Origin of the sequence: Massilia sp. UYP11, from assembly GCF_050434805.1 — a bacterium.
Taxonomy (GTDB): domain Bacteria; phylum Pseudomonadota; class Gammaproteobacteria; order Burkholderiales; family Burkholderiaceae_D; genus Telluria.
Genome location: NZ_JBNDJE010000002.1, coordinates 561944 through 586966, shown reverse-complemented (window position 1 = coordinate 586966; position 25023 = coordinate 561944). Strand labels below are relative to the sequence as shown.

At 67.6% G+C, this 25023-nt stretch carries 20 protein-coding genes; 7 read left to right on the top strand and 13 right to left on the bottom strand.

The genetic code is table 11. The features are described from left to right. The first annotated feature begins 6 nt into the window (after window positions 1-6). Complete coding sequence (locus ABIB38_RS06080) at window positions 7-402, top strand: RidA family protein (protein WP_429202643.1); 396 nt, start codon at window positions 7-9, stop codon at window positions 400-402. Between the two features lie 205 nt (window positions 403-607). Then, window positions 608-946 carry a hypothetical protein gene (locus ABIB38_RS06075; protein ID WP_429202641.1) on the top strand — a complete coding sequence of 113 codons (339 nt, stop codon included), beginning with the start codon at window positions 608-610 and terminating at the stop codon, window positions 944-946. A 40-nt stretch (window positions 947-986) separates the two neighbouring features. On the opposite strand, the gene ABIB38_RS06070 is transcribed toward ABIB38_RS06075, so the two are convergent. Beyond that, window positions 987-3236, bottom strand: coding sequence for a molybdopterin cofactor-binding domain-containing protein (locus ABIB38_RS06070; protein ID WP_429202640.1), 2250 nt, complete (start codon window positions 3234-3236; stop codon window positions 987-989). Further along, window positions 3233-3712 (bottom strand): (2Fe-2S)-binding protein, encoded by a 480-nt coding sequence (locus ABIB38_RS06065; protein WP_429202638.1) that lies wholly within the window; start codon window positions 3710-3712, stop codon window positions 3233-3235. Before ABIB38_RS06065 ends, ABIB38_RS06070 begins: the two co-directional genes overlap by 4 nt. A 182-nt stretch (window positions 3713-3894) precedes the next feature. Between ABIB38_RS06065 and ABIB38_RS06060 the strand changes: the two genes are divergently transcribed. Next, window positions 3895-5901 carry a diguanylate cyclase domain-containing protein gene (locus ABIB38_RS06060; protein WP_429202636.1) on the top strand — a complete coding sequence of 669 codons (2007 nt, stop codon included), beginning with the start codon at window positions 3895-3897 and terminating at the stop codon, window positions 5899-5901. An 88-nt stretch (window positions 5902-5989) separates the two neighbouring features. Here ABIB38_RS06060 and ABIB38_RS06055 read toward each other — a convergent pair whose 3' ends face one another. From ABIB38_RS06055 to ABIB38_RS06025, 7 genes are all read right to left on the bottom strand, one after another. Further along, a complete protein-coding gene (locus ABIB38_RS06055) occupies window positions 5990-7330 on the bottom strand; it encodes an erythromycin esterase family protein (RefSeq protein ID WP_429202635.1) in 1341 nt (446 codons plus the stop codon). A 1-nt stretch (window position 7331) separates the two neighbouring features. Then, a complete protein-coding gene (locus tag ABIB38_RS06050) occupies window positions 7332-8672 on the bottom strand; it encodes an SRPBCC family protein (RefSeq protein WP_429202634.1) in 1341 nt (446 codons plus the stop codon). Further along, on the bottom strand, window positions 8669-9415 hold the full coding sequence (locus ABIB38_RS06045; RefSeq protein ID WP_429202633.1) for a phosphoribosyltransferase: 747 nt from the start codon (window positions 9413-9415) through the stop codon (window positions 8669-8671). Before ABIB38_RS06045 ends, ABIB38_RS06050 begins: the two co-directional genes overlap by 4 nt. Before the next feature lie 85 nt (window positions 9416-9500). Then, complete coding sequence (gene fghA / locus ABIB38_RS06040) at window positions 9501-10343, bottom strand: S-formylglutathione hydrolase (RefSeq protein WP_429202631.1); 843 nt, start codon at window positions 10341-10343, stop codon at window positions 9501-9503. A gap of 75 nt (window positions 10344-10418) precedes the next feature. Further along, window positions 10419-11009, bottom strand: a complete 591-nt coding sequence (locus ABIB38_RS06035) for a chromate transporter (protein WP_429202630.1) — start codon at window positions 11007-11009, stop codon at window positions 10419-10421. Further along, the gene (locus ABIB38_RS06030; protein ID WP_429202628.1) at window positions 11006-11644 is read right to left on the bottom strand and encodes a chromate transporter; all 639 of its coding nucleotides are present in this window, start codon (window positions 11642-11644) and stop codon (window positions 11006-11008) included. The genes ABIB38_RS06035 and ABIB38_RS06030 overlap by 4 nt, the downstream gene beginning before the upstream one ends. Before the next feature lie 246 nt (window positions 11645-11890). Then, entirely contained in the window at window positions 11891-12067 is a 177-nt protein-coding gene (locus ABIB38_RS06025; RefSeq protein ID WP_429202627.1) for a hypothetical protein, read from the bottom strand. Between the two features lie 194 nt (window positions 12068-12261). On the opposite strand from ABIB38_RS06025, the gene ABIB38_RS06020 reads away from it, so the two are divergent. Beyond that, the gene (locus ABIB38_RS06020; RefSeq protein ID WP_429202625.1) at window positions 12262-12480 is read left to right on the top strand and encodes a hypothetical protein; all 219 of its coding nucleotides are present in this window, start codon (window positions 12262-12264) and stop codon (window positions 12478-12480) included. A 374-nt stretch (window positions 12481-12854) separates the two neighbouring features. Next, on the top strand, window positions 12855-14951 hold the full coding sequence (locus tag ABIB38_RS06015) for an ATP-dependent helicase (RefSeq protein WP_429202623.1): 2097 nt from the start codon (window positions 12855-12857) through the stop codon (window positions 14949-14951). Window positions 14952-15299: 348 nt separating this feature from the next. Here ABIB38_RS06015 and ABIB38_RS06010 read toward each other — a convergent pair whose 3' ends face one another. Next, on the bottom strand, window positions 15300-15938 hold the full coding sequence (locus ABIB38_RS06010) for a phosphohydrolase (RefSeq protein ID WP_429202622.1): 639 nt from the start codon (window positions 15936-15938) through the stop codon (window positions 15300-15302). 134 nt (window positions 15939-16072) lie between these two features. Here ABIB38_RS06010 and glpD point away from each other — a divergent pair, with 134 nt between their 5' ends. Further along, window positions 16073-17719 carry a glycerol-3-phosphate dehydrogenase gene (glpD, locus tag ABIB38_RS06005; RefSeq protein WP_429202620.1) on the top strand — a complete coding sequence of 549 codons (1647 nt, stop codon included), beginning with the start codon at window positions 16073-16075 and terminating at the stop codon, window positions 17717-17719. Here the strand turns inward: glpD and ABIB38_RS06000 are convergent. Both ABIB38_RS06000 and ABIB38_RS05995 read right to left on the bottom strand, forming a co-directional pair. Continuing rightward, window positions 17716-18558, bottom strand: a complete 843-nt coding sequence (locus ABIB38_RS06000; protein WP_429202618.1) for a CheR family methyltransferase — start codon at window positions 18556-18558, stop codon at window positions 17716-17718. The genes glpD and ABIB38_RS06000 overlap by 4 nt on opposite strands. Window positions 18559-18613: 55 nt before the next feature. Further along, window positions 18614-23527: a response regulator gene (locus ABIB38_RS05995; protein ID WP_429202616.1), complete on the bottom strand. Its 4914-nt coding sequence runs from the start codon at window positions 23525-23527 to the stop codon at window positions 18614-18616. A 339-nt stretch (window positions 23528-23866) separates the two neighbouring features. Here ABIB38_RS05995 and ABIB38_RS05990 point away from each other — a divergent pair, with 339 nt between their 5' ends. After that, a complete protein-coding gene (locus ABIB38_RS05990) occupies window positions 23867-24607 on the top strand; it encodes an autoinducer binding domain-containing protein (protein ID WP_429202614.1) in 741 nt (246 codons plus the stop codon). Here the strand turns inward: ABIB38_RS05990 and ABIB38_RS05985 are convergent. After that, window positions 24582-24854, bottom strand: coding sequence for a helix-turn-helix domain-containing protein (locus ABIB38_RS05985; protein ID WP_429202613.1), 273 nt, complete (start codon window positions 24852-24854; stop codon window positions 24582-24584). The two genes, ABIB38_RS05990 and ABIB38_RS05985, sit on opposite strands and share 26 nt — an antisense overlap. Window positions 24855-25023: the final 169 nt, after the last annotated feature.

The window sequence follows — 25023 nt, the reverse complement described above, 5'->3', positions numbered from 1 at the left end:
GCAGGGATGGACATTCTTCAACCGCCGCTCTGGCCGCGTCCCCGCGGCTATGCCAATGGCGTGGCCTGCCGTGGGCGCCAGGTCTTTGTGAGCGGCATGATCGGCTGGGACGCCGAAGGGCGCTTTCACACCGACGACTTCGTCGGCCAGGCGCGCCAGGCCCTGCACAACATCGTGACCGTGCTGCGCGAAGCGGGCGCCGGACCGGAGCACATCGTGCGCATGACCTGGTATGTGGTCGACCGGCGCGAGTACCTCGACGCTGGACGCGAACTCGGCGCCGCCTACCGCGAGGTGCTGGGAAGCCACTATCCGGCCATGAGCGCGGTCCAGGTGGCGGCGTTGATGGAAGACCGGGCGCGGGTCGAGATCGAGGCGACCGCGGTCATACCCGATCCGTGAGGAAGAGACGGTGCAGCGACGCACACGCTTGACCTCGCGGGGGGCCGACTCGCCGTGACGACGCCGGGTTCGCCACCCTGCATGCCGGATTCTTCGCTGCCTCACGGCGCATGTCAATTCCGGTCTGCAAGTGCTGGTGTCGACCGAGCGCCACCGCGCCGGCCATTCTGGTAACTTGGTTCGATAGTGAACCAAGGAGCAGCACATGAACAATCCCATCGTACACGTCATCCAGGACTTCGCCATCGCCGAGCGCCTGCGGGCCGACCTGCTGGCGGCCGGCCTTTCGCAGGACAGCGTGGTCCTGTCGCCCATCGGAGACGAGGCGGGTCCAGGCCAGTCCAACTTCACGGTCGGCGACTCGCCGTCGGCCAAGGGCGGCACCGACTACAACGACGTCTATCGGCCGGATGGCGATATGCAAGGCGCCTGCATCCTCAGGGTCCTGACCCAGGATCGCCGTGAGGAAGAGCTGGCGCTGGCCATCGTCGAACGCCATCGCATCGCGGCCCCGCACGCGCTGAGCAAGCAGCGCGAACCATGACGTCCCGCCGGGCGCCCCGGCGGGAATGACGGGTGAGTACTTAGCTCCAGCTCAGATCCGTCTTGCTGAGCGGGAGTTCGCGCACCCGCTTGCCGGTGGCGGCGAAGATCGCATTGCACACCGCCGGGGCCAGCGGCGGCAGGGGCGGCTCCCCCAGGCCGGTCACCGGGTGGTCCGACTTCACGAAGTGCATCTCGATCCTCGCCGGCGCGTCGCCGATGCGCAGCAGCTGGTAATCGTGGAAGTTGCTCTGCACGATGCGACCATTCTCGAGGTTCAGTTCGGGGAACATCAGGGTCGACAGGCCGTCGATCACCGACCCCTCGACCTGGTTTTCGGCGCCCGACAGGTTGATGATGGTCGGGCCGACATCCACTGCCACCACGACGCGGTCCACCTTCACCTTGCCGTCCTTCGAGACGGTGACCTCGGCCACCTGCGCCACGTAGCCGCGATGGCTGAAGTGGAAGGCGATGCCTTGTCCCTGGCCGCGTGCGAACGTCTTCTTGCCCCAGCCGGCCTTGTCGGCGGCGGCCTGCAGCACCGCGCGCATGCGCGCCACGTTGTAGGGCTGGCCGCGCTCGACGCTCGGCGCCACGATGTCCTTGTCGCCCAGCAGTTCGAGACGGAAGGCGAGCGGATCGCGCCCGCCCGCATGCGCCAGCTCGTCGATGAAGCTGTGGAAGGCCCAGGCGAACACGCAGCTGCCCGGCGCGCGCCACGGTCCCATCGGCACGCTGCATTCCAGCGCGGTCTGCTCCAGCCGGCAGTTGGCGAGCCAGCGGCCCGGGAACTCGTCGGGCGACAGGCTGCCGCCGCTGCCGGGGCGCAGGGTGCTCTTGCCGTCCTGTTCCACCCGGTTGGCGAAGGTGACGAAGTGGTCGTGCCAGCCGACGACCTTGCCGGCCTTGTCGACGCCGCCGCGCAGGAAATGAAAGCCGCCCGGACGGAAGTGGTCGTGCTGCAGGTCGTCCTCGCGGGTCCAGGTCAGCTTGACCGGCGCCTTGTCCCGCATGCGCTGGGCGATCGCGGTGGCTTCGACGATGAAGTCCGAGCTCAGGCGCCGGCCGAAGCCGCCGCCGCTGCGGATGATGTGCATCGTGATCTTCTCTTTGGGGATGCCGCAGGTGCTCGATACCAGCGCCTGGCCCGCGTTCGGATTCTGGGTCGGGGCCCACAGTTCGAGCGCGCCGTCGGGCTTGATCCAGGCGGTGCAGTTCTGCGGCTCCATGCTGGCATGCGAGATGAAGGGATAGCTGTAGGCCGCTTCCACCGTCTTCGCCGCGCCCTCGAGGGCGGCGCCGACGTCGCCATCGCTGCGCAGCACGGTGGCGCCGGGCTGTTTCGCGGCTTTTCTTGCCTGGGCCGTGAAGTCGGCCCAGCTGTGCCGCGCGGCGCCGCCTTCGTCCCAGGTCACTTCGAGCGCGCGGCGGGCGCGGATCGCGGCCCAGGTGGAGGTGGCGACGATCGCCACGCCGGGACGCAGGCCGTTCAGGTTGCCGGTCCCTTCGACGATGAAGGCGTCCTTGACGCCGGGCAGGGCGCGCACCGCGTCCAGGTTGGCGCGCAGCGGCTTGCCGCCGAACACCGGGCACTTGACGTATTGCGCGTGCAGCATGCCCGGCAGCTGGACGTCGATGCCGAACAGCGGCTTGCCGCTGACGATGGCGGGGTTGTCGACGCCGCCGATGCGCTTGCCCAGCAGCCTGAAGGTGGCCGGGTCCTTGACCGCCACGCTCGCGGCGTCCGGCAGCGGCAGCTTTGCCGCCGCCCCGACCAGCTCGCCGTAAGCCAGGCGCCGCTTGCCGGCCATGTGCAGGACATGGCCGCCGTCGGTCGTGCATTCGCCGGCCGGCACTTTCCAGGCCTGGGCCGCGGCCTGCACCAGCACGGCGCGTGCGGTGGCGCCCAGGCGGCGGAAGTTCTCGTAGTTGTTCGGGGTCGAGTTCGAGCCGCCCGCACCCTGGCTGCCATACGCTTCCAGGTCGAGGTCGCCCTGGACCACGCGCACGCTTTCCCAGGCGACGTCGAGTTCCTCGGCGATCACCATCGGCAGCGAGGTCTTGATGCCCTGGCCGATCTCGGGCTGCTTGGAAATCAGGGTCACGCTGCCGTCGCGCGCGATGCGGATGAAGGCGTTCGGCACGAAGTCCCCTTGAGCGGCGCCGGCCCCGGTCCCGGCCCCGCTCACGGCGGCCAGCACGCCCTGCGCCGACATGCCGATCAGGAGGGCGCCGCCGGCGGCGCCGGCGCGCAGGAAGTCGCGGCGCGAGGTGGATGCGCGCGTCATGCTTTTTTCCCTTGCGTCGATGCGATCTCGGCGGCGCGGTGGATGCCCTTGCGGATCCGCATATAGGTAGCGCAGCGGCACAGGTTGCCGGCCATGGCGTCGTCGATCTGGGCGTCGGTCGGCTTCGGATGCTGCTCGAGCAGGGCGCAGGCGCTCATGATCTGTCCCGACTGGCAGTAGCCGCATTGCGGCACGTCCAGCTCTTGCCAGGCCAGCTGCAGCGGATGGCGGGCGTTGGCGTCCAGGCCCTCGATGGTGGTGATCTTCGCGTTGCCGATGCTTGACACCGGCAGCACGCAGGAGCGGGTCGCCACCCCGTCGAGGTGGATGGTGCAGGCGCCGCACTGGCCCAGGCCGCAGCCATACTTGGTGCCGACCAGGCCCAGGGTATCGCGCAGGGCCCACAGCAGCGGGGTATCGGCTTCGACGTCGACGGCCTGCGCCTTGCCGTTGACATTCAGGGTGTATGTACTCATGACGCTCCTTCAAGACGGTCCGGACAGGCTGCCAATGCTAGCTGATATTTCATCTTTTCAACAGCATTACCGGGCGAGGGATGTTGCCATTCATATACCTCATGTATCGTTTCGTCCATAGTTCTTGGTCGGGATGGCTTAATATGTAATACTTTGCCGCCTTGCGGTCGACAAATATTGATATGCCTAAACGCGGTCGGCGCCTGATGCCGGCGACCCTGAAGCTGCGCATCGCCTGCGTTGCCGCCCTCCTGGTGTTCGTGGCGACCTTGCTCGTCACGCTGGCCACCCTGGCGGTCGCCGAACGCGGCATGAAGTCGGTGATCGGCAACCAGCAATATGCGATGCTGGCCAGCGCCGCCTCCTTCATGGACGACCGCATCGTGGCGCGCGTGGCGCAGCTGGAGTCGCTGGCGGCCAGCCTGCCGCCGGCGGCGCTGGACGATCCGCAGGCCGCGCGTCGCTTTCTCGACGCCCAGGGGCCGATCTGGGAACACGAGTACCTGAATCTGCTCCTGCTCGATGCGCGCGGCCGGCAGGTGGTGTCGCTGCGCTCGTTCGGCCACGACAAGCCGCTGGACGCCGCGGGGCGCGAGTACTTCGAGCGCCCCCGGGCGACCCTGCTCGGCTTCATGTCGCAGCCTTTCGTCAGCCGCGTCTCCGCACGGCAGGTGGTCATCGTCAGCGCGCCCGTGCTCGACCAGGGCGGCAACCTGACCGGCGTGCTGACGGCCAGCATGGACTTGCAGGCGACCGGCTTCCTGCGCCAGATCAGCGCCCTCAAGCCGGGCGCCTCGGGCTACCTGTTCCTGATGACGCCCGACGGGGTCATGATCGACCATCCCGACCCGCGCCGCGTGCTGCAGCGGGCCGGGCCGCACACCGCGGGCCTGGAGCGCGCCCTGCGCGGCCTGGAGGGGTGGATCGAGGCGGACGGCCCCGATGGGCGCGCATCGATCTACGCCTACCAGCGCCTGCGCACCACCGGCTGGATACTGGGGGCGCGCTACCCCACCGAGGAAGCTTTCGCGCCGCTGGCGCAGATGTGCAGGAACGCCATCTTCGGCGCGACCGCGCTGGCGCTGGCCTCGGGCGTGCTGGCCTGGGTGCTGGTGTTCCGGCTGCTGGCCCCGCTGCAGCGGCTGCGCGACCGCATCCGCGCGATCCGTCATGACGGCGCCGACATCGCGGTGCTGCACGACACCCGGCGCGACGAGATCGGGGAGCTGGGCAACGCCTTCTACCAGCTGATGGCCGAGCGCGAGAACGCCGAAGGCCTGCGCGCGGCCAGCGAGAAGCGCCTGCGCCTGATCACCGACAACCTGCCCGTGCTGATCGCCTACGTCGACCGCGACCGGCGCTTCAGGTTCGGGAACGCGACCTTCGAGCGCTGGTTCGGGGTCGCGCCCGAGCGGCTGGTCGGCATGTCGATCGCCCAGTTGATGGGCGAGGATGCCGCGCGCCAGGGGGCCGAGGGCCTGGACAACGCGTTCGCCGGCCGCGCCGCCACCTGCCAGATGCGGCTGGTGATCAATGGGGCGCCGCGGGTGCTGGAAGGCGTCTACATCCCCGACCTGCAGCCGGACGGCAGCGTCGCCGGCGTGTACGCGCTCAAGCATGACATGACGCACGTGAAAGAGGTCGAGGAGCAGTTGAGCCGGCTCGCGCGCATCGATACCCTGACTGGCCTGGCCAACCGGCGCAGCTTCAACGAGACCCTGCAGCAGGCGCTGGCGCGCGCCGCGCGCCACGGCCGGGCGCTGGCGCTGGCCTACCTGGACGTCGACCACTTCAAGCGCATCAACGACAGCCACGGCCATGGCGTGGGCGACGAGGTGCTGAAGGAATTCGGCGTGCGCCTGTGCGCCTGCGTGCGCGCCAGCGACCTGCCTGCGCGGCTCTCGGGCGACGAGTTCGTGGTGATCCTCGAAGAGATCGGCGGCGCCGAGGCCGAGGCCGAACATATCGTGGCCCGGATCGCGGCCAAGATCGTGTCCACGATGCGCGCGCCCTTCGCCACCGGCGCCGGGATGCTGGCGGTGTCGGCCAGCGTCGGCGTCGCCTTGTGGCGGCCGGGGCAGGATGAAGACGCGCTGCTGGCGGCGGCGGATGCGGCCTTGTACGTGGCCAAGGCGAATGGCCGCGATGGGTACGCGGTAGGGTTGGCGGCTTCGCCGCCGACGCGGTGATAGTTGGCAGCAAGATCATCCGGCGCGAAAGCGGAGCCGATAACGATCACCGCAGCCGGCCGCCGCGTCGGCAGCGAAGCTGCCGACCCTACAGCCCTTCCGGATACGTCTCCGGCGGCTCGCCCGAGTGCCAGCCGCCCGTCGCGTCGAGCGGCTCGACCGCCGTGGTGCGGTCGATGTGGATCACGGCGTCGAACTGGCGCGGCAGCTGGGCCATGAAGTAGTGGCTGCGGCGCTCGCTGCGCGGCAGGTACAGCACGCCGATGGCGCGCTCCAGCCGCTCTTCCATCAGTGCGTCGCGCGCCGGCGACGGCGCCTGGAGCGGCAGGAAGAAGCGCCCGATGCCGGTGCAGTGCAGCAGGTGCTCGTAGCTGTTCTGCAGGGCCGGCCGCACGTGCTTGTGCAGGCCTTCGCCATCCCATTCGGAGGCCGCAGTGACCCGGCCTTCGTAGGTGGTGAAGCCGATCAGGACCGTGTCGGCGCCATGGGCCTTGCGCGCCAGCTCGCCCACCGTCCATTCGCCGTGGCGCCCGATCTCGGTCGCGCGCGCGTCGCCGATGTGCGAATTGTGTTCCCACACCACGACGCGCGCGGGTTCGCCGCCGCGCGACAGGTGGCGCGCCACCGCGTCCAAGGTCTCGGCCATGTGGCTGTCGCGCAGGTTCCAGGACGAGATGCGGCCCTTGAACATGGTGCGGTAGTACTCCTCGGCGTTCTTGACCAGGCGCGCGTTCTGCTGGGCGTAAAAGTAGGCGTCTGCGGCGCCGGGTGCCTCGGGCCGCACGTAGTCGAAGGCGCGCTGCTGCAGCGTGCGCAGGGTGGCGATCACGCCGTCCTGGCAGGAAGGCGACATGCCGAAGCTGGCCTCGTAGCCGTATTGCTGGCTGTCCCGCTCGTAGTGGTCGAAGCAGGCGTAGACCTTGCGCGCGTCGCGCGCGGCATCGGGGTCGACCTGGTCCAGGTAGTGCAGCACCTCATGGATCGAGGTATACATACTGTACAGGTCCAGGCCGTAGAAGCCGGTTTTGGCATCGGCGTCCAGGCCATCGTTGTGCGCGCGCAGCCACTCGACGAAGTCGAGCACCGCCGTGTTGCGCCACATCCAGGCCGGGAAGCGCTCGAATCCCATGAGTGCGGCGCGGCCATGCTCGTCCGCGCCTTCGCCGCGCACATAGCGGTTGACGCGCCAGGCGTCGGGCCAGTCGGCTTCGACCGCGACCGCGGTGAAGCCTTTTTCGGTGATCAGGCGCCGGGTGATGCGCGCGCGCTCGGCATAGAACTCGTGGCTGCCGTGGGTGGCTTCCCCGAGCAGCACGAAGCGGGCGCTGCCCACCATCTCGAGCAGGGCGTCGTAGTCGTCCGCGCCCCCCGTGAGGGGGCGGGCCGACGCGCGCACCGCGTCGAGGGTGGCGCTGGTGAGGATGGTCACATCAGTGCAGGAAGCTGTGGTCCGGCGCCGCCTGGCGGCCGGCGTAGTGGGCGCCGCCGCGTTCGATGAATTCCTTCATGCGCGCCAGGTCGTCGTCCATCTGGCGCTGCGGATCGGCGCCGAGCATGCGTGCGATGCCGTGGCCCAGCGCGCCGGCCGGCGGCGAGTAGGTCATGCGCACCGTGACGCGCGTGCCGTTGCCGGATGGCTCGAAGGTCACCGTGCCTTCCTGCTCGATCTCCGAGCCCGGTTCGCTGCGCCACGACAGGCGCTCGGGACGCGACTGCTCGGTCATGACCGCGTTCCAGGCGTATTCCATGCCGCCGGGACCGCGCACCACCCAGTGCGAGCGGCGGTGGCCGAGGTCGCGCACCTCGGTCACGTGCGACATGAAGCGCGGGAAGTTCTCGACTTCGGACCAGGCGTCGAACACCTCCTTCGGCGCGGCGTCGATGTGGATCGAGTTTTCCACCTTGACCTGGCCGGCGGCGCCGCGCTGACGCAGCGAATCGACCAGGTGGCGGCCGCGGTCGCTGCGCAGCAGCACCGCCAGCGCGCCCAGGCCGAGCAGGGCGGCCAGCGGCGAGCGGCGCGCCAGGCCGACCACGCTCAGGGCGCCGGTGCCCAGCAGGGCCGAATTGGTGAGCGTCGGGCTGCGCGCGCCGAACACCTGGCTCAGGTGGTCGGTCCATGCGCGGACCTGATTGCCGGCGGCGTTGGCGCGCGCGCGGGCGTCGGTTTTGAGGCTGTGGGCGCTCTGTTCCAGGCGTTCGCGCGCCTGGTCGGCGCGGATGCGGGCGCGTTCGGCGGCGTCGGCCGAGGCCGCTGCCGTGTACTCGGCGCGGTCGCGCGCCTTGGCGGCGGCATATTCGGCATGTTCGCGCGCCTCATGGGCCACATGGCCGGCGCGGTCGCGCGCCTCGTAGGCGGCGTGCTTCACGCGGTCGCGCGTCTCGTGCGCGACGTGGCTGGCGCGGTCTCGCGCTTCGTATGAGGCGTCGGCCAGGCGCTCGCGCGCATGGTCGAGCCGGTCGCGCGTGCGGTGCGAGGCCTCGGTCAGGCGGTCACCCGCCGCATGGGCGGCGCCGGCCAGGCGCTCGCCGGCGCGGGCCGCGGCGCCGGTGGCGCGCAGGCGCGCCGAGTCGAGGCGATCGCCCGCATTGTGCAAGGCATGTTCGAGGCGGTCGCCGGTGCGCACGCGCGCGTCGCGCAGTGCGCCGCGGGCGTTGGCGCGGCGCCTGGCGCCGCGCTCCGGGTCGAATGCGTACATCAGCAAGGCGCCCGCGACTGCTGCGCCGATCCATTTGCCTGCGTTGGTCGATTTTTCATTCGTATCGTTCATGTCGGCTCCTTTGGGTGGGGTTGGCTGGCGGCGTCGCGCGTCGGCGCCCACGCTTGTGCCAGCAGGGTCTGCACTTCTTCATCGCCCGTCTGGTCGAAGCGGCGATACCACTGCCCGACGGAACGAAAGCGGGCCGGGGCCACCAGGCATACCACGTCGTCGACCACGCCGCGCAATGCGTCCAGCGAATCCCGGGCCGCCGCCGGCACCGCAACCACCAGCCGGGACGGCCGCTGGCGGCGCGCGACTTCGACCGCCGCCAGCATCGTCGAGCCGGTGGCGATGCCGTCGTCGACCAGGATCACGCAGCGTCCCGCGACCCGGCATGGAGCACGCTCGCCGCGATAACGCCGCTCGCGCCGCGCCAGCTCGGCCCGTTCCGCTGCAATGACCGCGTCGACTTCGGACTGGGTCACGCCCATCAGGCCCGGCACGCCAGGCTGGAGCACCAGCACGCCGCCACTGGCGATGGCGCCCATGGCGAACTCGGGCTGGCCCGGCAAGCCGAGCTTGCGCACCAGCATCAGGTCGAGTTCGGCCCCCAGCGCCTGCGCGACCGGAAACGCGACCGGCACCCCGCCGCGCGGCAGCGCCAGCACGAGCACGTCGTGGCTGCAGCGTGCCGATGCGGGCGCCAACGCCAACGCCTGCGCCAGCGCCGTTGCCAACTTCGTGCCCGCGTCGGCACGGTCGATGAATGGTTCGAACTCTCGCATGATGAAGAAGTTGTTAACTTCCAGCATACACAGGGACGGGCGTGGCCGTCGTTCGTTTGCCGTGCGGAATGATGCAGCGAGGGCGGCGGCCCCGGACGGGGCCGCGCGTGGATCAGCCGAGCTGGCGGCTGTGGAAACGCAGATGGTCTTCGACGAAAGTCGAGATGAAGTAATAGCCGTGGTCGTAGCCCGGATGGCGGCGCAGGGTGAGCGGCTGCCCGGCCTTGGCGCAGGCTTCTTCGAACGCCTCGGGCAACAGCTGCTCGGCCAGGAATTTGTCGCCCAGGCCCTGATCGATCAGGATGCCGCCAGGGAATGGCGCGCTCGCATGCGACGCCATCAGGGCGCTGGCGTCATGTTGCTGCCAGACGCTTTCGTCGGGACCGAGGTAGCCACTGAAGGCCTTCTTGCCCCACGGGCAGCGGCTGGGCGCGGCGATCGGCGCGAAGGCCGAGACCGAGCGGAACAGGTCGGGATGCTTGAGCGCCATGGTCAGCGCGCCATGGCCGCCCATCGAGTGCCCGAAGATGCCCACCCGCGCCGGGTCGGCCTGGAAGGTGGCCAGCACCAGCGCATGCAACTCCAGCAGGTAGCTGTGCATGCGGTAGTGGCGCGCCCACGGTTCCTGGATGGCGTCGAGGTAGAAGCCGGCGCCGACGCCGAAGTCCCAGCTGTCGCTTTCTCCCGGCACGTTGGCGCCGCGCGGGCTGGTGTCGGGCGCGACCAGGATGATGCCCAGTTCGCTGGCCACGCGCTGGGCGCCGGCCTTGATCGTGAAGGTTTCTTCGGTGCAGGTCAGGCCGGCCAGGTAGAACAGGACCGGCAGCGTCTTCTCGCCCGCCGCCGGCGGCAGGTAGACCGAGAATTTCATCGGCAGCCCGATGGCGGCCGAGTCGTGCTGGTAGAAGCGCTGCACGCCGCCGAAGCAGGCGTGCTCATTGAGGAGTTGGGGCATGTTGGTGTCGATCGCAGTGGATACGCGGTTTACAAGGAAAGCGTCAGTATGCCGCGTCCCGGCGCCGCTTGCCAACTAGACCACGCCCAGCGCCCCCAGCAGCGCGCCGAGCGCCAGCATCCACAGCAGGTGCAGGCGGGTGCGCCAGACGACGATGGCGGTGGCCGCCGTCAACAGCCACAGGGGCCAGTTGTCCATGTGTTCGCCTCCCTTGCCGCCGCCGCTGGCCAGCAGCCAGGCGGTCGACAGCAGCATCGCGATCACCAGCGGCGCCATGCCCTGCTTGAAGGCGCGCACGGCGCGCAGAGCGTGGTTGCGCTGGGCCCAGCGCGCCACCTGGTAAGTGAATACGGTGGAGGGCAGCATGATGCCGATCATCGAGATCGCGACGCCGGAGAGCGCGGCCGTCATGCTGCGGGAGTTGAGGCCCACGTTCCAGCCCAGCAGGGCCACGAACAGGACGTTGGGCCCGGGCGACGATTGGGCCAGGGCCACCGAATCGGCGAACTGGGTCTGGCTGAGCCAGCCCTGGCGCTCGACCAGGTAGCGCTGCATCTCGGAGGTGGTCGAGATCGCGCCGCCGAGCGACATCATGGACAGCATCAGGAAATGGACGAACAGGTTCAGCCAGTCATGCCAGCCGAACGCCAGGACCGGCGCGTTCATGGCTTGAGCCCGCGCCAGGCCAGCACGCAGCCGAGGCCGCCGAGGAGGCCGACCACGGCCGCCAGCGGCAAGCGGATCCAGGCCAGCAGCACGAACCCGGTGGCGGCGATCGCGATGCAGGCCGCGAGCGGGATGACGTTCCGGGCCAGCGCGCTGGACATGCGCAGGCCGGTGGCGGCGATCAGGCCGGCAGCGACGGCGGCCATGCCGCGCAGGGCGCCCTGCACCTGGGGCTGGGTGGCGAACTGCGCGTAGACCAGGGCCAGGCACAGCACCAGGATCAGCGGCACGGTGAGGATGCCGGCCAGGGCGCTCATGGCGCCGGCCAGGCCGAAGTGGCGGGTGCCGATCATCATGGCCAGGTTGCAGACGTTGGGGCCCGGCATGACCTGGGCCACCGACCATTCCTCGATGAATTCTTCGTTGCTCATCCAGCGCTTGCGCTCGACAACTTGCTGCTGGATCACGGCCAGTACCCCGCCGAAGCCCTGCAGGGCAATCAGCGTGAATGACAGGAACAGGTCGGTCAGCGACGTCGGACGGGGACGATCGGGTTCGGCCGGAGGCGGAAGTGGCGCACCGTACGGTGCGCACTGCGGTGCGGAAGGCGGCGTTGGCAGGGGAGAGGCGCTCATCCCGCGATTATCGCCGCAGCGCGCGCGCCGTGTCCATGCGCTACCCGGGCCGGGTAGCGGCATGGGGCCGCACAGGCGGGCGAGCATCGTGCGTGCCGCGCCCGGCGGGCGCGCGCTGCGTTGCTCACGCCCGTCATGCAGCGGCTGCGCAGGTCGCCTACGCGCACGTCGCCTACGCGCATGTCGCCCACGCGCATGTCGCCTACGCACCTGTCCACAACGCCGCCGACCTGCCGGGACAGGGGCTCAGCCGCCGCCGATTCCTTCCATCACGCGGCCGCTGCCGCCGCATTGCGGGCATGGCTTGCCGTCGGCCAGCGTGCCGCGGCCGGCGCAGGCGTCGCAGATGTCCTCGCCGGCGCCAGGGGTGCCGGGCGCGGCGACGTCGCCGGGATTCAGGTCGGGGGTGGATTGGATGCTCATGGTAATCCTCGCGTCTGATTCGTTGAGCCGATTGTAGGCAGGATCGCGGCCGGGCGGCGCAGCGCAGGCGGCGGGCGCCGCTATCTGCCGTAAATATGGTTTTTGCGTATTGATACAGGTTTGACATTGACTTCGTTCCGCCATCGTCAATACTCGTGATGCGTCAGCGACATAACCTACCGGAGATCCGCGCCATGAGTCCATGCCGAGCCCAGGATAACGACCAACGCCTCTCCGGATCGTCCGCGCTCAGGCGCAACATCCTCCAGCGTGACATCGTGGCACGCGGCATCGCCACCCTGGGCGAGAGCGGCACCATGCCGGCGCTCGAATACCTCAAGGCGCACGGCGTGTGCCGGCAGGTGATCGAGCGCGTGCTGCTCGAGCCGGAGCGCCGCCGGGCGCCCCCCTGAGCGTGACTGGCGCGCCGGTTCGGCCACAACGTGGTCGCGAGAATTATTTTTGGTGCATACTGTGCAGATCGGGGATACAGCGTGTAAGCCCTTGATTCTTGGCGAATACAGGATTGCCTTCCCAATAGGCAAATTGTTGAAAGCCGCACGGGAGGCCGCGTATAGCGTGTCAAGCCCCCGCTTTTCCACACACTTATTCACAGACTTTGTGGATATCCATGAAATGCCTTGATATTCCGGGACTTGGCAGCGATTGTTGAGGTTATGGCTGATGTCATGTTTGCACTTCCTGACGCGGCCGCACGGCATCCGCATTTTCCCCTTGCCGGGCCGGACTGGATAAATGTACAGTATGGCATTTCCAGATTCCGCCCATGTCCGCCGTCGCCGATCCGATCGCCGCCCCGTCCGCCACCGATGACCCGTTCGCCAGCCTGAACCCCGAACAGCGGGCGGCGGTCGAGCACGACGTGGGGCGTGAGGCGCCGCGTCCGCTGCTGGTGGTGGCCGGCGCCGGTTCCGGCAAGACCAATACGCTGGCGCACCGGGTGGCGCGCCTGATCCAGGCGGGCGCCGATCCGCAGCGCATCCTGCTGCTGACGTTTTCGCGCCGCGCCGCCACCGAGATGACCCAGCGCGCCGGCGGCGTGCTGCACCGGATCTTCGGGCTCAGGGGCGGCCAGGCGCCGGTCACGCTGCCCTGGGCCGGCACGTTCCACAGCATCGGCGCGCGCCTGCTGCGCGAGTTCGCCGGCCGCATCGGACTGGACGCGGGGTTCACGATCCACGACCGCGGCGACGCCGAAGACCTGATGGGCATGGTGCGTCACGAGATTGGCCTGAGCCGGACCGAAAAACGCTTTCCGCTGAAAGGCACCTGCCTGTCGATCTATTCGCGCGTGGTCAATGGCCGCGAGCCGCTCGACGCGGTGCTGCAGGCATTTTTCCCGTGGTGCAGCGAGTGGGAAGCCCAGCTCAAGACGCTGTTCGGCGCCTACGTCGACGCCAAGCAGGAGCAGAACGTGCTCGACTACGACGACCTGCTCCTGTTCTGGGCCGAGATGGCGGCCGACCCGGTGCTGGGGCCGGAACTGGGCGCGCTGTTCGACCACGTGCTGGTCGACGAATACCAGGACACCAACCGCCTGCAGGCGGCCATCGTGACCGGCATGAAGCCCGACGGCCGCGGCGTGCTGGTGGTGGGCGACGATGCGCAATCGATCTATGGCTTTCGCGGCGCCACCGTGCGCAACATCCTCGACTTTCCCGCCCAGTTCTCGCAGCCGGCGCAATTGATCACGTTGGCCCGCAACTACCGCTCCACGCAGCCGATCCTGGACGCGTCGAACGCGGTGATCGGCGCCGCGCTCGAGCGCCACGCCAAGACGTTATGGACCGACAAGGCGTCGAACATCAAGCCGCAGCTGGTCTTGATTCCCGACGAAGCCGAGCAGGCGCGCTGGGTCTGCAATCGCATCCTCGAACAGCGCGAAACCGGCGTCGCGCTCAAGAGCCAGGCGGTGCTGTTTCGCGCAGCCAGCCACAGCGCCGCGCTCGAACTCGAGCTCATGCGCCGCAACATCCCCTTCGTCAAGTTCGGCGGCCTGAAATTCCTGGAAGCGGCCCACATCAAGGACGTGCTGGCCGTGTTGCGCTTCGCCCAGAACCCGAGCGGGCGGCTGGCGGGCTTTCGTGCCCTGCAACTCGTTCCCGGCATCGGCCAGGCAACCGCCAGCCGCCTGGTCGAGGCCGCGGGCAGCGGCGACGATGCGGTCGCGGCGCTGGAAGCGTTCGCGGTGCCGGCGCGCTGCAAGGCCGACTGGCAGACGTTCTGCGCGCTGTACCGGCGCCTGCGCACGCCGGGCCTGCGCTGGCCGATGGACCTCGAGCTGGCGCGCGCGTGGTACCAGCCGCATCTGGAGCGCCTGCATGACGACGCCCAGGTGCGCGCGGCCGATCTCGACCAGTTGGTGGCGCTGTCCGGCGGCTATGGCAACCGCGAGAGCTTCCTGGCCGAGATCACGCTCGATCCGCCCGAAGCCACCAGCGACCGCGCCGGCGCGCCGCTGCTGGACGAAGACTACGTGATCCTGTCCACCATCCATTCGAGCAAGGGGCAGGAATGGAAGTCGGTGCATGTGCTTAATGTCGTCGACGGCTGCATTCCGTCGGACATGGCGACCGGCAGCCCGGAAGACATCGAGGAAGAGCGGCGCCTGCTCTATGTGGCGATGACGCGGGCGCGCGAGCACCTGCACCTGGTGGTGCCGAACCGCTTCTTCATCAAGCAGCAGTCGAGCATGGGCGACCGCCACGTGTATGCGGCGCGCACGCGCTTCATTACCCCGGCCATGCTCAAGCATTTCGAGGAATGTGCCTGGCTCAGCGCCGACAAGCGCGCGCTGCGCACGCCGATGCCCGACAGCATCCGCATGATGGTGCGCGACCGCGCCCGGAACGCGTGGAAATGACGACAGATGGGGGCACGTTGACGACTTATCCCCCGTGCCCCACATTTGTAGGACTTTGCCACCTATAACATGGACGCGCAGAAGTGGTGCACGTGCAAGTTACTGATTTTACAAGGATATTTTTTTGCCTTTTGAACGGGCATTTTGTTGAAACCCGCATCAATGCTGCGCTTGCGGCTTGTCAAGTGGCGCTTTTCCACACACTTATCCACATTTCTTGTGGATAGACCAAAAGGCTGAATGAAATCAGCCACTTAGTGTTCAATAATACCTGTGCGAAACTTAGATTTCCGCGCAGCACCTTGCACGGCGTCGTCCCACTGCGGCAAGTCGCAGGCGCAGACGGACTCAAGCTTGGTTGGGCCCGGTCAGCCGCGCGAGCTCGGCCAGGAAGCGCTCAGAGGCCACGCCAGGCGCCCACGGTTCCCACGGCCGGCAATCATAGTAGGCGGCAAGCGGATCCTCGGCCAGCACCCCGGCGCGGATCTTGAGCGTGCGCCGCACCTCGTCGCGCGACCAGCCGGCCACGTGCACCGCTTCGCTGGCGGCGGCCAGGCGGTCGGCGCGCTTGTGCGCCGCGTGGCCGCGCGCATCCCAGGCCGGCAGGCCATAGCGCAGGAATACCATGTGTTCCAGGCGTGTCGTCAGCGCGCGGAAGGCGTCGCCCAGGAAAGGCTTGATGACCGAGATCGCATCGAAGCCGAGCAGACCTTCCTCGGCGTCGTGCAGCAGTTCGCGCAATTCTTCCAGCGGCGTGATGGCCGGCGTGGCAGCGCGGCGCAGCAGCATCACCGTGATCGAGTGCTGGGCCACCGACAGCGGCAGTGGCCAGGCCGAGTGGCCGCCCCAGCGGTAGGTGCGGGCCAGGCCGAGCGCCAGGTCGGCGTCGTCCCAGTCGAAGGGTGTCGGGTCGAGCAGGTCGAGACGGCGGCCGGATGGCATGCGGACCCAGGCGCGGGTCCGGTCGGGCGTGGACGGGATGGACATGTGGCGATTTTACACACCGGCCTGTCGATTCTCCGCATAATTGATGCAGGCGAACGCCGGGTTCGCGCGCGCGCGTAAAGTGGATCGGATGCGCTGGGCGGGTGCGCTGGGCGGATGAGCGTGGAGGAGAGGCGATGGGCGGGGACACGACGATCGATTGCGACCTGCTGGTGGTCGGCGGCGGCATCAACGGCGCCGGGATCGCGCGCGACGCGGCCGGGCGCGGGCTGGCCGTGGTGCTGTGCGAGAAGGACGACCTGGGCGCGCATACCTCGTCCGCCTCCAGCAAGTTGATCCATGGCGGCCTGCGCTACCTCGAATACCGCGAATTCGGCCTGGTGCGCAAGGCGCTGGCCGAGCGCGAGACCCTGCTCAGGAGCGCGCCGCACATCATGCGCCCGCTGCGCTTCGTGATGCCGCACGTGGCGGGCCAGCGTCCGGCCTGGCTGATTCGCGCCGGGCTGTTCCTCTACGACCGGCTGGCGCCGCGCGATTTCCTGCCGGCGTCCAGCGCGATCGAGCTGGCCGGCCATCCCGCCGGCGCGCCGCTCAAGCCCGAGTTTGCGCGCGGCTTCGCTTATTCGGACGGCTGGGTCGACGATGCGCGGCTGGTGGTGCTCAACGCCCTCGATGCCCACGAGCGCGGGGCGCGGGTGCTCACCCATGCGGCCTGCGACGACGTGGTCCGCCGCGCCGCGCACTGGGAGGCGCGGATCGATCGGGGCGGCGCGCCCCTGACCGTGCGCGCGCGCGGCCTGGTCAATGCCGCCGGCCCGTGGGCGGCGCGCTTCGCCGGGCGCGCCAACCGGGACGCGCCGCACCGCGCGCTGCGCCTGATCAAGGGCAGCCATATCGTCGTGCCGAGCCTGTTCGAGCACGGCTGCGCCTACCTGTTCCAGCATGCCGATGGCCGGGTCGTGTTCGCGCTCCCGTACGAAGAAGCGTTCACCCTGGTCGGGACCACCGACGTCGATTTCACGGGCGACCCCGGCGCGGCCGCGATCGGCGAGGGCGAGACGCGCTACCTGTGCGCGCTGGCCAACCAATACTTCAAGCGCCAGCTGGCGCCTGGCGACGTGGTGTGGAGCTATTCGGGCGTGCGTCCGCTGCTGGACGACGATGCCGGCAAGGCGGCGGCGATCACGCGCGACTATTTCCTCGAACGCGACGCCGATGGACCGCCGCTGCTGTCCGTCTTCGGCGGCAAGATCACGACCTACCGCAAGCTGGCCGAGGAAGCCGTCGACTGGATCGCGCCGCTGCTGGGCACGGCCCCGGCCGGGGCGTGGACGGCGGGCGCCGTACTGCCGGGCGGCGACCTGTTCGGGCCGCAGCCCGACAGCCGTGGGGTGCTGGAGTTCGACCGCTGGGTGGCGGCGCTGCAGCGCCGCCATGCCTGGCTGCCGAAGCCCTTGGCGCTGCGCTATGCGCGCGCCTACGGCACCCGGGTGGACGTTTTACTGGACGACTGCCGGGCGCTGGCCGATCTCGGCCCTGAAGTGGCCCCTGGCCTGTACGAGGCCGAGCTGCGTTACCTGATGACGCACGAGTGGGCCACGTGTGCGCAGGATGTCTTGTGGCGCAGGACCAAGCTGGGCCTGCACTTGCGGCCGGGCTTGGCAGACCGGATCGATGCCTGGATGGCGGGCAGGGTCGGCGGCCATGCCGCCGACGCGGCGATGGTTGGCGCCAGCATCATCCGGCGCGACATCGCGGCCGATAACGACCGCCGCGTCGGCGGCGAAGCCGCCAACCCTACGGGCGTCGGCATTCGTTATTAACGCACCCGCTTGTACCAGGTCCCATCCTCGAACAAGCTCTGGTAGTCGGCCGCGCCGGCGTCGCCTGCCCCCAGCGCGCGGTCGAGCCCGAGCACCCCGAACAGGGCCAGGCTGTCCCTGAACAGGCGCAGCACGCGCTGGCGCAGCAGCGGGCCGAAGTCGGGCAGGGCGCGACAGCAGACGATCGTGTGGAACTCGTTGAACGAGCCGTCCGTCACCAGGCAGTACTGCAGCCAGGTGATGCGCTCGCGCAGCCGAGGCAGCAGGCACGCGCGGCCGTCGCTGACCTCGAAGTAGTCGGCCAGCCGCCCGCTGCCGCCGCTGGCTTCGTAGCCGCGCTGGGCGTCCATCAGCTGGGAGGCCGGCAGCGTGGCTTCGCGCGCCTCGAACAGCAATTCGTCGCTGGCCAGGGTCGCGAACACCTCGGTGCGTGCGTACAGCTTTTCCTCGGCCAGCAGCACGGCCAGGGTCCAGGCTTCGCCCACGCCGGCCACCTCGGGCAGCCAGACCTTGGGCAGGGCGGTCGGACGCAGGCTGTCGGCCAGCGCGCCGCGCTGGCGCCGCGCCCAGTCGGGCCGGTCGAACAGCGAAGCCGGCTGCACCGCCAGCGCGCGCACCACGCCCAGCGCCGCGCCGGGCGCATGCAGCACCTGCTCCTGCAACCGCGTGAGATTCGGCAATGCGTGCAGGCGCGCCAGTTCCTGCAGCCGGCGCCGCAGGACGGCGCGCTCATGGCTGCGGTAATCCAGGCCGAAACGCTGGTACAGCGCTTCGAGCAGCAGCTCGATCTCGAGCTCCGCCAGGCCGGTATCGACCGGCACACCAGTCAGGGCGTTCATCGCGGCCTCGGCGCAACCATCGATGCAACCATCGATGCGGTCATCAATGCGGCCATCAATGCAGCCAAACCCGCATCATCGACAGCAGCTGCGCCACGTCGACCGGCTTGGTGATGTAGTCCGAGGCGCCGGCCGCGATGCACTTGTCGCGGTCGCCCTTCATCGCCTTCGCGGTCAGGGTAATGATCGGCAGCGAGCGGAATTTCGGGATGCGGCGGATCGCCCGCATCGTGTCGTAGCCGTCCATCTCGGGCATCATGATGTCCATCAGGACGATCTCGATGCCCGGGTCTTTCTCGAGCACCTCGATGCCGTCGCGGCCGTTCTCGGCGAACAGCACCTGCATCTGCTGGCGCTCCAGCAGCGTCGAGAGAGCGAAGATGTTGCGCAGGTCGTCGTCGACGATCAGCACCTTGCGCCCGGCCAGGCCCGAGTCGAGGGCGTGAATCTCCTCCAGCATGCGGCGCTGGGTCTCGGGCAGGCTGGCCTGCGAGCGGTGCAGGAACAGCGCCGTCTCGTCCAGCAGGCGCTCGGGCGAGCGCGCATCCTTGATCACGATGGTCTTGGCAAAGCGCTTGAGCTTCGTGACTTCCTTGCGATTGAGCTCCTGGGAAGTGTAGATCACGATCGGCAGGTCGCGCAGGCGCTCGTTGCGGCCGATCTGGTCGAGCAGGTCGAAGCCCGAGATGTCGGGCAGGGTCAGGTCGAGCACCATGCAGTCGAAGTGCGAGGATTGCAGGACCTCGAGCGCGGCGGCGCCATGGTCGACCGTCACCATATGGATGTCGTTGTTGCCGATCAGGGAAACGATCGCGTCGCGCTGGGCCGGATCGTCCTCGACCACCAGCAGGCTGCGCTTGCCGCCCATCAGGAATTTCTGGATGCGCTTGAATTCCTCGTTCAGCGCCTCGCGCTCGACCGGCTTGTTGATGTACGAGATGGCGCCCTGGCGCAGCGCGCGTTCGCGCTCGCGCAGTGACGACATCACGTGCACCGGGATGTGGCGCGTGCTCGGGTCGCGTTTCAGGCGGTCCAGCACCGTGAAGCCGTCGATGTCCGGCAGGTCGAGATCGAGCAGGATCGCCGACGGCAGGTAGTCGCGCGCCAGCGACAGCGTCGAATCCCCGCGGTGGGTCACAATCGCTTTGAAGTTTTTCTCTCGGGCGAATTCGAGCACCACCTTGGCGAAGCGCTCGTCGTCCTCGACGATCAGCACCGACGGGTCGCCCGGCGTCACCAGGCCGCGGTCGTCCAGCACGCTCGCGTAGGCGACCACGGCGCCGCTCGGGTCGAGCAGGTCCGCCGTGCGCTCGAGGGTCGAGACTTCGCTGTGTTCCTGCAGCACCGGCACCAGCGGGGCGGGGATGGTCAGGGGCGGGGCCAGGCGCGCCGGCTGCGGCTGGCGCGCCTGTTCGTAGTTGATGAAGCCGGCGCGGTTGTACGGCAGGTAGAGCGTGAACACCGAGCCGACGTTGACCGTCGACTCGACCCGGATTTCGCCGCCCAGGAGGCGCGCCAGTTCGCGCGAAATCGACAGGCCCAGGCCGGTGCCGCCATACTTGCGGGCGGTCGAGCCGTCGGCCTGCTGGAACGCTTCGAAGATCAGCTGCAGCTTGTCGGCCGGGATGCCCACGCCGGTGTCGTGCACCGAGAACGCCAGCACCGCGTCGGCATGCTCGAGGTTCGGGTGGTCGGCGGTCCAGCCGCTCGTCACCAGGCTGATGCCCAGCGAGACCTGGCCATGGCTGGTGAACTTGAAGGCGTTGGACAGCAGGTTCTTCAGCACCTGCTGCAGGCGCGTGGTGTCGGTCATCACGGCGGTCGGCAGGTTCTCGGTCAGCTCGACCTGGAAGCCCAGATGCTTGGCCTCGGCCATGTGGCGGAAGGTGCGGTCGACGTAGTTGCGCAGGTTCGAGAAGCGGTATTCCGACACGTCCAGCGTGACGGTGCCCGACTCGATCTTGGACAGGTCGAGGATGTCGTTAATCAGGGTCAGCAAGTCCGAACCCGAGCCGTAGATCGTCTTCGCGAACTCCACCTGCTTGCCCGACAGGTTGCCTTCCGGGTTGTCGGACAGCTGCTGTGCCAGGATCAGCAGCGAATTCAGGGGCGTCCTCAACTCGTGCGACATATTGGCCAGGAATTCGGACTTGTACTTCGAAGACAGCGCCAGCTGGGTCGCTTTTTCTTCCAGCGCCAGCTTGGCCTGCTCCACCTCGCGGTTCTTGCGCTCCACCTCGATGTTCTGCTCGGACAGCAGGCGCGCCTTCTCGCCCAGCTCCTGGTTGGTCTGCTGCAGTTCCTGCGCCAGCGACTGCGACTGGGTCAGCAGCGACTCGGTGCGGCTGTTGGCCTCGATCGTGTTCAGGACCACGCCGATCGATTCCATCAGCTGGTCGAGGAAGGACAGGTGGGTTTCGGTGAAGCGGTCGAGCGAGGCGATCTCGATGACGGCCTTGACCTGCTGCTCGAACAGGATCGGCAGCACCACGATATTGTTCGGCGGCGCCGAGCCCAGGCCCGAGGACACCACGATGTAGTCGCGCGGCACGTCGGTCAGCCAGATGCGGGTCTTTTCCAGCGCGCACTGGCCCACCAGGCCTTCGCCCGGCAGGAACGAGGTCGGCAGCTTGCGGCTCGAGCGGTAGCCGTAGGAGGCGATCATGCGCAGGCGCGCATCGGTCTCCTGCGAGTCCATCATGTAGAACACGCCATGGTGGGCCGACACCAGCGGCGCCAGTTCCGACAGAATCAGCTTGGTCACCGCCTGCAGGTCGCGCTGGCCCTGCAGCAGGCGCGTGAAGCGCGCCAGGTTGGTCTTGAGCCAGTCCTGCTGCGCGTTCTTCTGTGTGGTTTCCTTCAGGTTGCGGATCATCTCGTTGATGTTGTCCTTCAGGTAGGACACCTCGCCGCGCGCTTCCACCTGGATCGAGCGCGACAGGTCGCCGCGCGTCACCGCGGTCGCCACTTCGCCGATCGCGCGCATCTGGTTGGTGAGGTTGGCCGCCAGCTGGTTGACGTTTTCCGTCAAGTCCTTCCAGGTGCCGGCCACGCCCGACACGTTCGCCTGGCCGCCGAGTTTGCCCTCGGTGCCGACCTCGCGCGCCACGCGCGTGACTTCCGACGCGAACGAGGACAGCTGGTCCACCATGACGTTGATGGTGTCCTTCAGCTCGAGAATCTCGCCCTTCACGTCCACGGTGATTTTCTTGGACAGGTCGCCGCGCGCCACCGCGGTGGTCACCGCCGCGATGTTGCGGACCTGGCCGGTCAGGTTCGAGGCCATGAAGTTGACGTTGTCGGTCAAGTCCTTCCAGGTGCCGCCGACGCCCGGCACATAGGCCTGGCCGCCGAGTTTACCCTCGGTGCCGACTTCGCGCGCCACCCGGGTCACCTCGGAGGCGAACGAGGACAGCTGGTCGACCATCACGTTGATGGTGTTCTTCAGTTCCTGGATCTCGCCCTTGACGTCCACCGTGATCTTCTTGGACAGGTCGCCGTTGGCCACGGCGGTGGTCACTTCCGCGATGTTGCGCACCTGGGCCGTCAGGTTGCCCGCCATCGAGTTCACGCCGTCGGTCAAGTCCTTCCAGGTGCCGGCCACGCCCGGCACGTTCGCCTGGCCGCCGAGTTTACCTTCGGTGCCGACCTCGCGCGCCACGCGCGTGACTTCCGAGGCGAACGAGTTCAGCTGGTCGACCATCACGTTGATGGTGTTCTTCAGCTCGAGAATCTCGCCTTTCACGTCCACCGTGATCTTCTTGGACAGGTCGCCGTTGGCCACCGCGGTGGTCACGTCGGCGATGTTACGCACCTGGCCGGTCAGGTTGCCCGCCATCGAGTTGACCGAGTCGGTCAAGTCCTTCCAGGTGCCGGCCACGCCTTTCACCACCGCCTGGCCGCCGAGTTTCCCCTCGGTGCCGACCTCGCGCGCCACGCGCGTCACCTCGGAGGCGAACGACGACAGCTGGTCGACCATCACGTTGATGGTGTTCTTCAGTTCCAGGATCTCGCCCTTGACGTCCACCGTGATCTTCTTGGACAGGTCGCCATTGGCCACCGCGGTGGTCACCGCCGCGATGTTGCGCACCTGGCCCGTGAGGTTCGACGCCATGAAGTTGACGTTGTCGGTCAAGTCCTTCCAGGTGCCCGCCACGCCCGGCACATAGGCCTGGCCGCCGAGCTTACCCTCGGTGCCGACCTCGCGCGCCACGCGCGTGACTTCCGAGGCGAAGGAGCGCAGCTGGTCCACCATGACGTTGATCGTGTCCTTCAGTTGCAGGATCTCGCCGCGCACGTCCACCGTGATCTTCTTGGACAGGTCGCCGTTGGCCACCGCGGTGGTCACTTCGGCAATGTTGCGCACCTGCGAGGTCAGGTTGCCCGCCATCGAGTTGACCGAATCGGTCAAGTCCTTCCAGGTGCCGGCCACGCCCTTGACCTGCGCCTGGCCGCCCAGTTTGCCCTCGGTGCCGACCTCGCGCGCCACGCGCGTGACTTCGGACGAGAACGAGGACAGCTGCTCGACCATGGTGTTGGCCGTCATCGCCGCGCGCAGGTACTGGCCCTTGAGCGGGTGGCCGTCGACTTCGAGGGCCATGGTCTGGGACAGGTCGCCTTTCGCCACTGCGCCGATCACGCGCGCCATCTCGGTGGTCGGGCGCACCAGGTCGTCGATCAGCGTGTTGACCGAGCTGATCATGGTGCTCCAGCCGCCCACCACGCCCGGCAGGTCGGCGCGCTGGGTCAGGTGACCTTCGCGGCCCACCACCCGCGAAACTTCCGTGACGGTCTCGACCATTTTCTGCTTGGTCTCGATGATGTCGTTCAGGGTGTCGGCGATCTTGCCGGAAACGCCAGTCCAGTCGTCAGGCATGCGTACCGAAAAATCGCCTTTTTTCAAGGCCATCAATGTGGTGAGCAGCAGCTTGACGTCCAACTGTTCGCCCATATCGGTCATGGTGTTCATCGCCTGGATCCTCATCCTGAAAGGAAGTTTATTAGTTAGCCGTTGGAATCGGCAAAGTGTCGTTTTTAGACATGCACAAGATACGATTCTATAGATCTAAATCAAGTTGCGAAACGGTATCTCGGCTAGTAAATACTTGCTAATCTGAAATTTGTTGCAGGTAATTCGGCGGAGGGTAGCCGATTCCCCTCTGGCGAGGCGCACGATTGTAAATTGTTGTTGTTTATGCACGACAGCATGCATCAATAATAAAAGTAAATATCTCCGTTGTTAATTTCTGTGAATTTGTGAACGGGGTGAACCATCTAGCATAGGGGTGTTATATCAAACTTTACCCCCATGATTGACACTGCGCTATTACGCGAGCTGATGCAGGCCAAGGATGCTTCTCATTGGAGCGCGTCCCTGTTCAACATTGCCCGTGGGCTAGGCTTTGACCAGGTACTGTTTGGCGTCGTCAATTCGCGTCATACCCGTTTCGAGTCGGCCTTCTTGCGCAGTAATTACTCCGAAAGCTGGCGCGATCGTTACGACCGCAACGGCTTCGCCTACGTCGATCCCACGGTCGCCCATTGTCAGTCGAGCACGATACCCATCGTGTGGGAGCCGGGCACGTTCGCGTCCGGCCCCCAGCAGGCTGGGCTCTACGAAGAGGCCAGCGCCCACGGCATCCGCAGCGGCGCGACCTTGCCGGTGCACGGGCCGCAGGGCGAGTTCGGGGTGATCAGTTTTGCGTCCGACGCGCGGCCCGACGCCGATGCCCGGCGCGCCATGAGCGAAGCGCTGCCGATGCTGGCGCTGGTGCGCGACTACGCCTTCGTGTCCTCCGGGCGTTTCCGCGACGAGGAGGCGCGGCCGGACGAGACGCCGCGCCTGACGCGGCGCGAACTGGAAGTGCTGCAGTGGGTGATGGCGGGCAAGTCATCATGGGAAATCGCGCGCATCACGGGTTGTTCCGAAGCCACCGTCAATTTTCACCTGGCGAATGTGCGTCAAAAATTTGACGTCAACACTCGCCAGCAGGCGGTGGTCAAGGCCATCGCCCTGGGGCTCATCACCCCTGAAGATCACCATCGCTGAGCTTGCCGTTCATGTACATGCGCAGAAGAATCGACACCGGCGCCGGGATCGCAAGACCGGTCTCGAAGCGGCTGCCGCTGGACTGGGTGACGCCGAAGCGACCCCAGAATTTTTCCTGGCTCTCGCGCTTGGTAATGCGCAGCCGGCGCAGCTCGTGCGGCGCCAGGCGCGTGGTACCGGCGGCCTGGATGAGGTGGTTCGCTTGCAGTTCAGCTGCCAGTGCGTCGCACATCAGATCGTTTGCCATGATGGTTCCTTTCGGGGTGATGAATCGGAGAGTCCGGAAGCTGCGCCGGGAACTGCGTCGTTTCCAAAAGTATTGCACCGCCGATATTGATCGCCACCTATCAATGCTGATAGTACCCACCTTACCCATTTTGCATGACGCTTTTATGCGTAGTGCATATTTCTTGAAC

What these genes read in the sequence shown, in the direction of transcription:
- ABIB38_RS06080 (WP_429202643.1), top strand. Translation starts at nt 7, where the DNA reads ATGGACATTCTTCAACCGCCGCTCTGGCCGCGTCCCCGCGGCTATGCC.
- ABIB38_RS06075 (WP_429202641.1), top strand. Translation starts at nt 608, where the DNA reads ATGAACAATCCCATCGTACACGTCATCCAGGACTTCGCCATCGCCGAG.
- ABIB38_RS06070 (WP_429202640.1), bottom strand. Translation starts at nt 3,236, where the DNA reads ATGACGCGCGCATCCACCTCGCGCCGCGACTTCCTGCGCGCCGGCGCC.
- ABIB38_RS06065 (WP_429202638.1), bottom strand. Translation starts at nt 3,712, where the DNA reads ATGAGTACATACACCCTGAATGTCAACGGCAAGGCGCAGGCCGTCGAC.
- ABIB38_RS06060 (WP_429202636.1), top strand. Translation starts at nt 3,895, where the DNA reads ATGCCTAAACGCGGTCGGCGCCTGATGCCGGCGACCCTGAAGCTGCGC.
- ABIB38_RS06050 (WP_429202634.1), bottom strand. Translation starts at nt 8,672, where the DNA reads ATGAACGATACGAATGAAAAATCGACCAACGCAGGCAAATGGATCGGC.
- ABIB38_RS06045 (WP_429202633.1), bottom strand. Translation starts at nt 9,415, where the DNA reads ATGCTGGAAGTTAACAACTTCTTCATCATGCGAGAGTTCGAACCATTC.
- fghA (WP_429202631.1), bottom strand. Translation starts at nt 10,343, where the DNA reads ATGCCCCAACTCCTCAATGAGCACGCCTGCTTCGGCGGCGTGCAGCGC.
- ABIB38_RS06035 (WP_429202630.1), bottom strand. Translation starts at nt 11,009, where the DNA reads ATGAACGCGCCGGTCCTGGCGTTCGGCTGGCATGACTGGCTGAACCTG.
- ABIB38_RS06030 (WP_429202628.1), bottom strand. Translation starts at nt 11,644, where the DNA reads ATGAGCGCCTCTCCCCTGCCAACGCCGCCTTCCGCACCGCAGTGCGCA.
- ABIB38_RS06025 (WP_429202627.1), bottom strand. Translation starts at nt 12,067, where the DNA reads ATGAGCATCCAATCCACCCCCGACCTGAATCCCGGCGACGTCGCCGCG.
- ABIB38_RS06020 (WP_429202625.1), top strand. Translation starts at nt 12,262, where the DNA reads ATGAGTCCATGCCGAGCCCAGGATAACGACCAACGCCTCTCCGGATCG.
- ABIB38_RS06015 (WP_429202623.1), top strand. Translation starts at nt 12,855, where the DNA reads ATGTCCGCCGTCGCCGATCCGATCGCCGCCCCGTCCGCCACCGATGAC.
- ABIB38_RS06010 (WP_429202622.1), bottom strand. Translation starts at nt 15,938, where the DNA reads ATGTCCATCCCGTCCACGCCCGACCGGACCCGCGCCTGGGTCCGCATG.
- glpD (WP_429202620.1), top strand. Translation starts at nt 16,073, where the DNA reads ATGGGCGGGGACACGACGATCGATTGCGACCTGCTGGTGGTCGGCGGC.
- ABIB38_RS06000 (WP_429202618.1), bottom strand. Translation starts at nt 18,558, where the DNA reads ATGAACGCCCTGACTGGTGTGCCGGTCGATACCGGCCTGGCGGAGCTC.
- ABIB38_RS05995 (WP_429202616.1), bottom strand. Translation starts at nt 23,527, where the DNA reads ATGAACACCATGACCGATATGGGCGAACAGTTGGACGTCAAGCTGCTG.
- ABIB38_RS05990 (WP_429202614.1), top strand. Translation starts at nt 23,867, where the DNA reads ATGATTGACACTGCGCTATTACGCGAGCTGATGCAGGCCAAGGATGCT.
- ABIB38_RS05985 (WP_429202613.1), bottom strand. Translation starts at nt 24,854, where the DNA reads ATGGCAAACGATCTGATGTGCGACGCACTGGCAGCTGAACTGCAAGCG.